Raw genomic sequence first — 12,170 nt, 5'->3', positions numbered from 1 at the left:
TCTTTAGTTTGAGGCAATTGATTAAGGAAGTTCACCTTGCAAGGTCTGAATCTTTCCTTCTCTTAATATTTCGACGCTTACCTCATCTCCTTTTTTAAGCCCTCGGAGGGTTTTTTCTGCTTCAAGCAAGCTGTTTTTATTGGAAAACCTAATGCCGTTGATGGCAATAATAATATCTCCTCCTAGTAAAAGGTCAGTGCCTTCTATGTTTGCTTTGATAGAGCCGCCTCTCAAATCCAAAACTCCTGCTGGCGAAATCGGTACGACTTTTTGGACTAATAGACCATATTCCTGCGGGACGTTAAGCATTTTTGCCGTAGCTCCTTGGAGAATTTGCATTTCAGTTCCCCACCAAACAGACTGTTCTTCAAGTAACAATTTGGTAGCCATATTAGAAGTGGCGGCGAAGCCTAAGCCTTCAAACCCTCCAGATTCACTTAATATATAGCTGACGATGCCAATGACCTCTCCTTTCATATTGAACATGGGACCGCCAGAGTTGCCATGGTTTATAGCTGCGTCTGTTTGGAAATATTCGATTTGATAAAAACCTCTTGTGGTTTTGTTAGGATCCCTTCTTCCGCTAATATAACCAACCGATAATGATTGCTCAAGTCCTAAGGGTGTGCCTATGATGCAAATCCTATCTCCTGTAGATACCAAATCTGAATCGCCTACCTTGGCTATTACTGGGTCTTTAGGCATCCAGTTTATTTTAATAAGCGCAACATCAGCGGCAGGGGCTGAGGCAATAACTTCAGCAGGAATTACCTCTCCATTTTGGAAATGTACCTTAACCGATTCAGCTGTTTGAACCACATGAGCTGCGGTCATGATTTTTCCGTCTGCAGAGATCAAAACACCCGTGCCAATACCTTGTGCACTGGCGGTGTTGCGCCTTGACCCACCTCCCAAAGGGATTTCTTCGGTGGTTTCTATTACCACTACAGAATTGTTGACGGATGTAAAAAGTTTACTTAAATCTTGTGCTTGAAGGCAAATAGACGAGAGTAATAGTAAAATACTAACAGAAAGTGCTTTAGCCATGAATCATAAAGTTTTGGTTTTAATATGTTAGTCATGGTCTGTTTGTCAAGTTTAGCACTTGCAACATATCATCTTTTTTCTAATAGTGCAACATTTTCCACATGATGAGTGTGAGGGAACATGTCTACAGGCTGAATTCTTTTTAACTCATATTTTTCATTTAACATAGCAATGTCCCTAGCTTGGGTAGAGGGATTACAGCTCACATATACTATTCGTTTTGCCCCAGTTCTGAGCAATGTTTTAATTACATCTGGGTGCATACCCGCCCTTGGAGGATCGGTGATGACCACATCGGGCTCTTTATTTGCCTTTATGAATTTTTCATCTAGCAAATAGCGAATATCCCCAGCGTAGAACCGTGAGTTTTCAATGCCGTTTGTCTCAGCATTCACCTTGGCATCTTCAATAGCTCCATGCACATATTCCAGTCCTACTACTTCCTTTACATCTCTTGCTACAAACAAGGCAATTGTCCCCGTTCCCGTGTACAAATCATACACCACGTCTTCTTTAGAAAGCTTGGCGAAGTCTCTTGTAATTTTGTACAGTTCGTAAGCCTGTTCCGAATTGGTTTGGTAAAAAGATTTTGGACCAACCCTAAATTTCAAGCCTTCCATTTCTTCCTCAATATAGGGCTTTCCATGGGCGCAGATGATATTCAAGTCTGAAATCACATCGTTCACCTTTGAGTTTATTACATAATTGAGCGAGGTGATTTGAGGAAAGTTTTCAATTAGGTAATCCAGTGTTTTCTTGATTTTTTCCTCATCATCTACAAAAAACTGGAGGATGAGCATAAGGTCGCCAGTGTTGGCTGTTCGGATGATTAAGTTCCTAAGGAAACCTTCGTTTTTATAAAGATCGAAAAAATCAAAATCATTTTTTATGGCAAACTCTTTCAAACCAACACGGATGTCGTTTGAAGGGTCTTTTTGTAAATAGCAATGGTTGAGGTCGAGGACTTTATCGAACCTGCCTGGTAAGTGGAAACCTGTTCCTCTTCGCTCATAGACTATTTCGGTCATTATTTCCTCCGTAGTAAGCCAGCGGTCAGAAGTGAAAGTGAATTCAAGTTTGTTTCTGTAATACTTGGTCTCTTTTGAAGGAAGGATAGGAATGGTTTCTGGTATTGGCACACGGGCAATTCGTTCCATAGCATCTACCACAACTTTCTGCTTGTAAACCAGCTGCTGGCTGTATTCGAGGTGCTGCCATTTGCAGCCTCCGCAAGTGCCAAAGTGCTCGCAAAAAGACTCGACACGTATCTCGCTTTTTTTGCTGAAATTCACAGGCTGGCCTTCCATGTAGTTCTTCTTCTTTTTGGTAATTTTTACATCTACCACATCGCCAGGAACTACCCCTTTTACAAACACTACCATTCCGTCTTCAACCCTGCCAACACATTTGCCGTCTTCGGCTACGTCAACTATCTGTACGTCTTTTATTAATTTTCTTTTCCTAGCCATTTCACTCAAAAAATCAAGATCATGTATAAATTCTTAAAACCAGATGATTAAGTTCTTATCTGATATTTGCTTTGCTGTTTTTTACATCTTCCACACCCAACTCATCATCGCAATTTTCTAACAATTCTAAGTTGCTTTTCCCAATTAGCGGGTGAACAAGATCAGGCGCTATTTCTGCCAAAGGCACCAAGGTGAACATCCTGTTTTGAATTTCCTTATGGGGCACTATCAAGTTTGCCGTTCGTATAACCAAGTTGTCGTAGTAAAGGATATCTATATCCATGGTGCGGGCATGCCATTTGTGCCAGCGTTTCCTTCCCAGTACGGCTTCTATGGCAAGCGCATTTTCCAGCACCTGTTCGGGAGAAAGGGCTGTATCAACTTCAATAACTTGGTTTAAGAAGGACGGTTGGTCTTCTACGCCCCAGGGTGCGGTTTCGTAAATTGAGGAATACTTCGTGATGCTCCCAACCAAGGTTTCTAATTCTCTAATAGCTGTTTGAAGATTTTCTTCGCGGTTGCCCAAGTTGCTCCCTAATAATAAATAGGCTTTGCTCATTCTCTGAAATTGTGTAAAATATAAGTTTATATCCAATTCCTCCTTACTAAATTTGAGTAAAGAGATGATATGCGTATGTTGTTTAGTATTGGGTGTAAAAGGTGAAGTATTCCTCCTTGGCACTGGCCAAGTTAGTTTGTCAAACGGCAAAAGTACAATTTGTGAATGTCATGCGCTAATGCTTTGGCAATAAAAGTACGTTTTGTATTTAGAGAATGCGTAAATGAAGTTTTTTAGTGGTTCAAATCAAGGCGAAAGATTAAATTATTGATAATAAATCAGATATATCATCCCAAAAAGTGGTTTTTCCAAGGTTTTATTGAGCTATTTCATTTATAGTAAAACTTTTGAAAGCTACAACATCAATACTACCACTGATTATGCATACCTTTGCGGCTTAATCAAAATTGGAAAGTATGTCAGGCATCAGGAATGTAGCCATTATTGCGCACGTTGACCACGGTAAAACTACGCTGGTTGATAAGATTTTACATGAGACAAACCAGTTCAGAGAGAACCAAGAGGTAAACGAACTGATTTTGGATAACAACGAATTGGAAAGGGAACGAGGAATTACGATTCTTTCTAAAAATGTTTCTGTTGTATATAAAGGTGTAAAAATTAATATTATAGATACCCCTGGTCACGCCGATTTTGGTGGTGAGGTAGAGAGGGTATTGAAAATGGCCGACGGCGTATTGCTTTTGGTCGATGCCTTTGAAGGGCCTATGCCGCAAACAAGGTTTGTTTTGAGCAAGGCTATTCACCTTGGCTTGAAACCAATTGTGGTTATCAATAAGGTAGATAAAGAAAATTGTCGCCCAGACGAAGTATTGGAATCTGTGTTCGATTTGATGTTCCACTTGGACGCGACCGAAGATCAGCTAGATTTCCCTACCGTATATGGCTCTGCTAAGAATGGCTGGATGAGCGATGATTGGCAAAAGCCAACAGATACGATCACTCCTATATTAGATAAAGTATTAGAGCATATTCCTGCGGCACCTCAGCCAGAAGGAGTTCCAAGGTTACAAGTTACTTCTCTCGATTATTCAGCTTACGTAGGTAGGATCGCCATTGGCAGATTGATACAAGGTGAGTTGAAAGAAGGTGGAGTTCAAGGCCTTTGTAAAAAAGATGATTCTGTTAAAAAGGTGAAGATCAAAGAACTTCAAATTTTTGACGGACTTGGTAAGAAGAAAGTTGAAAGCGTAAAAGCTGGAGATATTGTAGCTATTGTAGGAATCGAAGATTTCGAAATTGGTGATACCATTACCGATTTTGAAAACCCAGAACCTATCACAAGAATTGAAATCGAAGAGCCTACTATGAGTATGCTTTTCACTATTAATAATTCACCATTCTTTGGTAAAGAAGGAAAGTTTGTTACTTCAAGGCATTTGAGGGATAGGCTTTACAAAGAGATAGAGAAGAACCTCGCACTTAAGATAGTGGATGGCGAGTCGGAAGATAAATTTATGGTTTACGGTCGTGGTATCCTTCACTTGTCTGTGTTGATCGAAACGATGCGTAGGGAAGGGTACGAGCTTCAGGTTGGCCAACCGCAAGTTCTATTTAAAGAAGTTGACGGTGTGAAATGTGAGCCTTTTGAACTCTTGGTTGTAGATGTCCCTCAGGAAGTTTCTGGTAAGGTTATCGAGCTTGCAACCCAGCGTAAAGGTGAACTTAAAGTGATGGAGCCAAAGGGCATTTTACAACACCTAGAGTTTGAGATTCCTTCGAGAGGCTTAGTAGGCTTAAGAAACCAAGTACTGACAGCTACTGCTGGTGAAGCGGTAATGAGCCACAGGTTCTTAGATTTCCAACCGTTCAAAGGTGAGTTGCCAGGTAGGAGCAATGGTTCGTTGATTTCTATGGAAACTGGTCCAAGTACAGCTTACTCTCTTGACAAACTTCAAGATAGGGGAGTTTTCTTCGTAGATCCAGGAGAAGACCTTTACCTAGGTCAGGTAATTGGTGAGCACAGTAGAAATGTTGACTTGGTAGTGAATGTACAAAAAGGAAAGAAACTTACGAACATGAGGGCCTCAGGTTCTGATGATAATAGTAAGATTGCTCCTAAAAGGACGATGTCTTTGGAAGAAACCTTAGAATACATCAAGAAAGATGAATATGTAGAGGTTACTCCTAAGTCTATCAGAATCAGAAAGATTCACCTAGACGAGAACGAAAGAAGAAAAGCGGCAAAGTAATAAGCTTTGGCTTACTTAACTTAGCCTTTGCTAAGTGCTAAATATATTGCCCAATGTATAGATTTACGTTGGGCAATTTTTTATTTTCAAAATTCTTTATTGAGAGTATCCTTATTGGAATAGTATTCGTTTGTTAAATTGTCGTATAGATAAAATGAGTTGTCCATATGACAGTTTCCCAAATAATATTTTAACTAAAACCTAACTCTGATGAAAAAAATTATTTTACTGCTTTTTGTATTAGGAAGCTTCCAAATCGCAAATGCCCAGTTGATTAAGTTCGGTGTAAGAGGTGGAGTAAACTCTGCGTCTCTTACAAGTGACGACTTAATTGTAACAAGTGATGATGAATTTGAGCAGCTCAAATTAAAAGCTGGTGATGCGCAACTTGGGTTTCACGTTGGCGCTATGGCGAGGATCAATATTCCTGTATTGCCTTTGTATGTACAACCTGAATTGTTGATCACCTCAGTTGGTGGTGAATATACTGTTGAAGACTTGAAAAATGGCGCAGCTCCTGAAAAGGCTCAGGTAAAATTTACAAGGCTAGACATTCCTGCAATGGTCGGTTTTAAACTAGGACCTGTAGCTTTACAAGCTGGACCAATTGCCACGATCGTTATTAGTGATAAAAATGATTTAGAAGATAAGTTTACAAATTTTGAGCAAAGTTTCAATGGAGCTACCTTTGGCTATCAAGCAGGTGTAGGTCTGAATTTAGGTAAAATTGTACTTGACCTAAAGTATGAAGGAAACTTGAGTAAACTAGGCGATAGCGTGAAAATATTAGGTCAAGAAAGATCATTTGACACTCGCCAAAACCAAGTGATTTTGAGTGCAGGGGTATTCTTCTAAGAAAGATAAAAGAATTGAATATTAGGCATCACGCCAAAGCGTGATGCTTTTTTTATGTCCTTTTGGAACTAGGGAAGGGGTAGAGAGGTTTAAGGGAGTGTAATACATATGAAAGAATTATCATAAATGAAAAAGAAGAAAAAAAGCTTAAAAAGGGAGTTGATAGAGTTTGGGGTAATCCTTGGGATATTTGGTTTTTTGTATGTCACAGGGCTTTCTACAGATGTGTTTGGAGCTTTGCAGCGCATGGTGATGGTAACTGGCGTGCACAATGCGGGAGACGGCCTGCCTGAAGAAGAGCAGTATTATGCTGATTATAACCTGAGCTTTAGCGATATGGAAGGGGTAAGGATTTCCCTTGAACAGTTTAAAGGCAAAACTGTTTTTATCAATATTTGGGCTACATGGTGTCCTCCTTGTGTTGCCGAAATGCCTTCTATTAATGATTTATACCTTTCTCAAAAGGAAAATGATGATGTGGTATTTCTGATGATCTCCGTTGACCAAGACAGAACCAAAGTTCCCAAGTTTATGGAGAAGAAGGAGTTTGATTTTCCTGTTTTTTATTCTGAAGGAATGCCTTCTTCGTACAGTACCGGCTCTATTCCAACAACTGTGGTAGTTTCGCCTGAAGGAAAAGTTGTGTACAAAAAAGCTGGTATCGCAAATTACGATACTAATGGTTTTAAAGATTTTCTGACGAACCTTTAGCTCGATTCCATTTTTTTGTTCAGAGATATTTGTCTGATATTTTCTGCAAATACTGTAAAAAGGATCATTGATCCACCAATGATTACTTGTGGTGCAGGTCGTTCCTCTATGATCAGGAATGCCATAAGAATTCCATAAACAGGCTGGATGCTTGTGATAACGCTTGCCGTGGCAGCACTGAAGTTTTTCAAGCTTTGTACAAACATCGTTTGCCCTACCGCTGTGGTTATGAAGCCAAGGAGGAACAGATAACCTGCATTGGAAATAGATATGTGGACATCTGAAAAATAGAGTGTGGGTGAAAGTAAAATAATACTCACCAGAAGTTGGTAAAGCATTATGGTAGAGCTAGAATAAACTCCTACATATTTCTTGTTGAGCAAGTTCCTTACAGAAAAACAAAGTGCCGAAAAAACTCCCGAAAATGCACCTAAGGTTGTTTTGTTAGAAAGGTCAAAGTCTGGGATGATAAAAAAGATACCTACCAATACCATTGCCGCACCTATAGCATTGAACAAAGAAAGTTTTGTTTTGAAGAACAAAGGCTCTAAAAGGGTTGTGATGATAGGGAAGGTAAACAAGGACAATACAGCAACGGCGACTGAAGATATTTGAATGGCGTAGAAGTAGGTAGCCCAATGGAGCCCGAGCAATACTCCACTTTTTACAAAAAACAGCCAGTCTTTCTTGATATTTATAACAGGTTTGTTCCCTCTTACTCTTTCAAACAAAAAGATAAGTATAACCGCAACAACACAGCGCATCAGAATGGTATAAGTAGCCGAAAGCGTGATAAGCTTGCCCAAAACTCCCGAAGTAGAGAGAAATATTGTAGCCAAGTTCAATTCGATAAGATGCTTAAATTGACTGTTTTTCATGTTTTTTGAAATTGTGTTCTTGGGCTTGGTAATAAAAAAATGCCATTGGCTAAAGACCAATGGCATTTTTGCTAAATGCTTTTCGATAAATCTTAGGGGTTACCGAGCCAGTCCTTTGAATTTATTTTTTTTGCCCCCCATGTTCATAGTATTGATTTTTTTCATGGCTTTTTTCATTTCATGGAACTGTTTGATTAGGTTGTTTACCTGCTGGATAGAAGTTCCACTTCCGTCGGCAATTCTTTTTTTCCTATTTGTGTTCATGAGCTCAGGTTTAGACCTTTCGTCTGGAGTCATCGACAAAATGATCGCTTCAACAGGCTTGAACGCATCATCGTCAATTTCAGCATCGCCCATCATCTTACTCATGCCCGGTATCATACCCATAAGGTCTTTGAGGTTACCCATCTTCTTCACTTGCCTGATTTGCGAAAGCATATCGTTGAAGTCAAGTTGGTTCTTTCTGAATTTCTTATTGAGACGTTGTGCTTCTTCTTCGTCGTAAACCTGCTGAGCTTTCTCTACCAAAGAAACGACGTCGCCCATGCCCAAGATCCTATTGGCCATCCTGTCTGGGTGGAAAACATCAATAGTATCAGTTTTTTCACCAGTACTGATGAACTTTATAGGTTTGTTTACTACCGAACGGATAGAAAGGGCTGCACCACCACGCGTATCACCATCTAGCTTGGTAAGGACTACGCCATCGAAATCGAGCCTATCGTTGAACTCCTTTGCAGTGTTCACAGCATCTTGACCCGTCATCGAATCGACAACGAATAAGGTTTCTTGAGGGTTGAGTTCTTTTTTAAGGGTTGATATCTCGTTCATCATCGCCTCGTCCACAGCCAAACGACCTGCTGTATCGACAATTACGATGCTCTTACCATTGGACTTTGCATGTTTGATTGCGTTGTTGGCAATCTCAACAGCATTTTTGTTTTCAGGTTCGGAATAAACCTCTACATCAATCTGTTCGCCCAAAGTTTTGAGCTGCTCAATAGCCGCAGGGCGATAAATATCGCACGCGGTCATCATTACTTGGTTGCCTTGTTTCTTGAGGTGGTTTGCAAGCTTGGCAGTAAAAGTGGTTTTACCAGAACCTTGCAAACCAGAAATGAGGATAATACCAGGGTTGCCTTTTGGGTTAAAAGGAGCAGTTGTACCACCCATAAGTTCGGTAAGCTTATCGTTTACTACCTTGATGAAAAGCTGCCCTGGCGACACAGAAGTCAATACTTTCCGTCCGAAAGCTTCTTCTTTAATGTCGTTGGTTATTTCTTTGGCTACTTTGTAGTTTACATCGGCTTCTACCAACGCCCTTCTAATTTCTTTGACGGTGTTGGCTACGTTGATCTCTGTAATTCTACCTTGCCCTTTTAAGGTCTTTACTGCTTGGTCTAATCTGGTACTTAAATTTTCGAACATTATTGCTGCGTTGTTATGTCTTTTAATTAAGATGAATGCCTTTGCATGGAAAAGCTATTTCACTTTTTCGCATCTATAAAAGGCGATTTTGGGCTGAATTGCGGTATTGTTAAGTAGCTCACTACGATTTCTCCCTCACTTGGCGTAATATTGCCAATCATTCAGCCGCCTTCGAGCAGGCAAAAATATTCAGATTTTCATATAAAACCAACTAAGGTTCATATTAGCCAACATTTTTATCGAATGAAATCTTTCCGTTTTTTTTCTTTAGGAGTACTAGCTTCTATTTTATTGTTATGTGTTTCAAGTTGGGTTTTCTTGCCCGGAAACTATGAAGTTCAGCAAGAAGTTGTAGTTGATTCCGAAATAAGTGACGTTTTTGCCCAAGTGAATGAATTGCGGAATTGGGAAAAATGGGCATTTTCAAATGCTTCATTAGATTCTACCTTGGTAGCCAGCTTTGAAGGGCCAGCTTTTGGTGAAGGAGCTATTTACTCTTGGCAATCCGAATCGGGTGACGGAAGGATGGAGATAGTAAAGTCTCTACCCAAAAAAAGGATTGAAATGAGGGCGATTATGCAAGAAGGAGCATTTATATCTGATATAAGTTTTGATTTTAGCCCAAACAAGGATGGCATATTGGTTGTTTGGAAAGAATGTGGAGAGTTTGGCTGGAATCCTCTCAATAGGTTTGTAGCTTATTTGTTGGATTTTGAGGGTAAAATAGCTGAAAACTACAAGCAAAGCTTGACTGAATTGAAAACAGTTTGTGAGCAAAGCGGCAATTAGTTTTCAAAAGTTTGGTTATCGGATAGATTGTTGTTGCTTAAGAAGAATACCTAGTTTGATTTTTTCTGCCTTAGTAGCTAAGATGTGTGAATAGAAGGACGTTATGGCGAAGATTAAATATTATTACGATACAAAAACCTGTCAGTACGAGAAGGTAAAAATCTCGAAACTGGAGATGGTTATAAACGGTTTAGGCATCATGTTTATATGCCTCATTTTTGGGGTAATTTTTTCTGTACTCATCACCAAGCACATGCCTTCGTCTAGGTTGCAGTTTTTGCTCAACCAGAATGTGGCGCTTTTGCAAAAGTATGAAGCAGCCAATAGAGACCTTAAACAAATAAACTCACAGTTGAGCTTGTTGCAAAGAAATGACGACAAGGTCTACAGAGTGTTGTTTGATGCCCCACCTATTCCCGATGAAATCCGCCAAGCAGGGGCGGGGGGCAGCCAAAAATATAAAGACATCATAGAAAAACGGCTTTCCCAAGAATCACTCATTCTCTCCACATTTAATAAGCTGGATATTACCAAACGGAAGATGTATATCCAAACAAAATCTTATGATGAGATAATGGAGCTGGCCAAGTCGAAAAGTGAAATGCTGGAACGTATCCCTGCTATCCAACCCATTGCCAACAAAGAGTTGAAAAGGTTAGCTTCTGGATTTGGCATGCGTTACCATCCCATTTTGAAGATTAGAAGAATGCATGCTGGTTGTGATTTTTCTGCAAAAATAGGCACACCTATTTATGCTACTGGCGACGGGGTAGTCACTAAGGTGGCTACAGTGCGTAGGGGATATGGCAAGCATATAGAAATCACTCACGGCTATGGCTACAAAACTAGGTATGGACACATGTCTGGCTTCAATGTGGTAAAAGGACAACAGGTAAAAAGGGGGCAAGTAATTGGTTTTGTGGGGAGTACAGGACTTTCTTCAGGTCCACATCTTCACTATGAAGTACATTATCAGAACAGGCCCGTCAACCCAGTGAACTATTTCACCAACGGGCTTACCAAAGAAGAAGCAGATAAGCTTTTGGAGTACGCCTCTAAAGAAAATGCCTCCCTTGGTTTCTAATATTTTATGTAAAAAATAGCTATTTGCCCAATAGTTACGATATTTGGCTCGCAATTCAGGAATGTTGAAACCCTGACACTGCTTAGAATATAGCTATGGCGAAGATTAAATATTATTACGATACAAAAACCTGTCAGTACGAGAAGGTAAAAACTTCGAAGCTAGAGATGGTTATCAATGGTTTAGGCATCATGTTTATATGCCTCATTTTTGGGGTACTTTTTTCTATGCTCATTACTAGGTATATGCCTTCGTCTAGGTTACAGTTTTTGCTCAATCAGAACGTAGCCATGTTGCAAAAGTTCGAATCTGCCAATAGAGATTTGAAACAGTTGAATTCTCAGTTGGGTTTGTTGCAAAGAAATGATGATAAGGTCTATAGGGTTTTGTTTGATGCCCCACCCATTCCCAATGAAATCCGGCAGGCAGGGGCGGGAGGCAGTCTGAAATATAAAGACATTCTAGAAAAGCGATTTTCCCAAGAGCCGCTTATTCTTTCCACATTTAAGAAGCTAGACATCACCAAACGGAGAATGTATATCCAAACAAAATCGTATGATGAGCTTGTGGAGTTAGCTAAGTCTAAAAGCGAAATGTTGGAATGTATCCCAGCTATTCAGCCCGTTGCCAATAAAGAACTGCGGAGGTTAGCTTCTGGTTATGGCATGCGTTACCACCCAATTTTGAAAATAACAAGGATGCATGCCGGTTGTGATTTTTCTGCAAAAATAGGTACGCCTATTTATGCTACCGGAGATGGAAAAGTGACCACGTTGATAAAGATGAACAGAAGTTATGGGAATTACATTGAAATTTCCCACGGCTATGGTTATAAAACTAAATATGCCCACATGTCGGGCTTCAATGTGGTTGATGGACAATCTGTAAAAAGAGGCCAGGTGATAGGGTATGTGGGGAATACGGGGCTTTCAGCTGGACCACATTTGCACTACGAAGTATATTACCAAAATAGGCATGTCGATCCTGTTAACTATTTCACCAACGGGCTTACCAGAGAAGAAGCGGATAAGCTTTTGGAGTATGCCTCAAAAGAAAATGCCTCCCTTGGTTTCTAAAAAAATCATATAAAAAACAGCTATTTGTTCAGTAATTTCGATATTTGATTTGCAAATTTAG

The 12,170-nt window shown here is 39.9% G+C and carries 11 protein-coding genes; 6 read left to right on the top strand and 5 right to left on the bottom strand.

Features of this window, described 5'->3' with window-relative positions:
* Positions 1-21: 21 nt before the first annotated feature.
* From R9C00_15415 to folK, 3 genes are all read right to left on the bottom strand, one after another.
* A complete protein-coding gene (locus R9C00_15415) occupies positions 22-1,047 on the bottom strand; it encodes a trypsin-like peptidase domain-containing protein (protein ID WPO33091.1) in 1,026 nt (341 codons plus the stop codon).
* Positions 1,048-1,115: 68 nt separating this feature from the next.
* A complete protein-coding gene (rlmD, locus tag R9C00_15410) occupies positions 1,116-2,516 on the bottom strand; it encodes a 23S rRNA (uracil(1939)-C(5))-methyltransferase RlmD (GenBank protein WPO33090.1) in 1,401 nt (466 codons plus the stop codon).
* Positions 2,517-2,571: 55 nt separating this feature from the next.
* A complete protein-coding gene (gene folK / locus R9C00_15405) occupies positions 2,572-3,075 on the bottom strand; it encodes a 2-amino-4-hydroxy-6-hydroxymethyldihydropteridine diphosphokinase (protein WPO33089.1) in 504 nt (167 codons plus the stop codon).
* 416 nt (positions 3,076-3,491) lie between these two features.
* Here folK and typA point away from each other — a divergent pair, with 416 nt between their 5' ends.
* From typA to R9C00_15390, 3 genes are all read left to right on the top strand, one after another.
* Positions 3,492-5,288, top strand: coding sequence for a translational GTPase TypA (typA, locus tag R9C00_15400; protein WPO33088.1), 1,797 nt, complete (start codon positions 3,492-3,494; stop codon positions 5,286-5,288).
* 210 nt (positions 5,289-5,498) lie between these two features.
* A complete protein-coding gene (locus R9C00_15395) occupies positions 5,499-6,143 on the top strand; it encodes an outer membrane beta-barrel protein (protein WPO33087.1) in 645 nt (214 codons plus the stop codon).
* A gap of 126 nt (positions 6,144-6,269) precedes the next feature.
* A complete protein-coding gene (locus tag R9C00_15390) occupies positions 6,270-6,854 on the top strand; it encodes a TlpA disulfide reductase family protein (protein WPO33086.1) in 585 nt (194 codons plus the stop codon).
* Here the strand turns inward: R9C00_15390 and R9C00_15385 are convergent.
* Together R9C00_15385 and ffh are read right to left on the bottom strand one after the other, a co-directional pair.
* Complete coding sequence (locus R9C00_15385) at positions 6,851-7,732, bottom strand: EamA family transporter (GenBank protein ID WPO33085.1); 882 nt, start codon at positions 7,730-7,732, stop codon at positions 6,851-6,853. The genes R9C00_15390 and R9C00_15385 overlap by 4 nt on opposite strands.
* A 99-nt stretch (positions 7,733-7,831) precedes the next feature.
* Positions 7,832-9,160, bottom strand: coding sequence for a signal recognition particle protein (gene ffh, locus R9C00_15380; protein ID WPO33084.1), 1,329 nt, complete (start codon positions 9,158-9,160; stop codon positions 7,832-7,834).
* 318 nt (positions 9,161-9,478) lie between these two features.
* On the opposite strand from ffh, the gene R9C00_15375 reads away from it, so the two are divergent.
* The 3 genes from R9C00_15375 to R9C00_15365 all read left to right on the top strand — a co-directional run bounded on the left by R9C00_15375 (position 9,479) and on the right by R9C00_15365 (position 12,109).
* Entirely contained in the window at positions 9,479-9,949 is a 471-nt protein-coding gene (locus R9C00_15375; protein ID WPO33083.1) for an SRPBCC family protein, read from the top strand.
* Between the two features lie 103 nt (positions 9,950-10,052).
* Positions 10,053-11,033 carry a M23 family metallopeptidase gene (locus R9C00_15370; protein ID WPO33082.1) on the top strand — a complete coding sequence of 327 codons (981 nt, stop codon included), beginning with the start codon at positions 10,053-10,055 and terminating at the stop codon, positions 11,031-11,033.
* 95 nt (positions 11,034-11,128) lie between these two features.
* Positions 11,129-12,109, top strand: a complete 981-nt coding sequence (locus R9C00_15365; GenBank protein WPO33081.1) for a M23 family metallopeptidase — start codon at positions 11,129-11,131, stop codon at positions 12,107-12,109.
* Positions 12,110-12,170: the final 61 nt, after the last annotated feature.

This window comes from Flammeovirgaceae bacterium SG7u.111, assembly GCA_034044135.1.
Classification (GTDB): Bacteria; Bacteroidota; Bacteroidia; order Cytophagales; family Flammeovirgaceae.
This window is presented reverse-complemented; position numbering and strand designations above follow the sequence as displayed.

Coding starts and splice junctions, on each gene's coding strand:
- R9C00_15390 (WPO33086.1), top strand. CDS start 6,270: ATGAAAAAGAAGAAAAAAAGCTTAAAAAGGGAGTTGATAGAGTTTGGG.
- R9C00_15365 (WPO33081.1), top strand. CDS start 11,129: ATGGCGAAGATTAAATATTATTACGATACAAAAACCTGTCAGTACGAG.
- typA (WPO33088.1), top strand. CDS start 3,492: ATGTCAGGCATCAGGAATGTAGCCATTATTGCGCACGTTGACCACGGT.
- R9C00_15415 (WPO33091.1), bottom strand. CDS start 1,047: ATGGCTAAAGCACTTTCTGTTAGTATTTTACTATTACTCTCGTCTATT.
- folK (WPO33089.1), bottom strand. CDS start 3,075: ATGAGCAAAGCCTATTTATTATTAGGGAGCAACTTGGGCAACCGCGAA.
- R9C00_15370 (WPO33082.1), top strand. CDS start 10,053: ATGGCGAAGATTAAATATTATTACGATACAAAAACCTGTCAGTACGAG.
- R9C00_15385 (WPO33085.1), bottom strand. CDS start 7,732: ATGAAAAACAGTCAATTTAAGCATCTTATCGAATTGAACTTGGCTACA.
- rlmD (WPO33090.1), bottom strand. CDS start 2,516: ATGGCTAGGAAAAGAAAATTAATAAAAGACGTACAGATAGTTGACGTA.
- R9C00_15395 (WPO33087.1), top strand. CDS start 5,499: ATGAAAAAAATTATTTTACTGCTTTTTGTATTAGGAAGCTTCCAAATC.
- ffh (WPO33084.1), bottom strand. CDS start 9,160: ATGTTCGAAAATTTAAGTACCAGATTAGACCAAGCAGTAAAGACCTTA.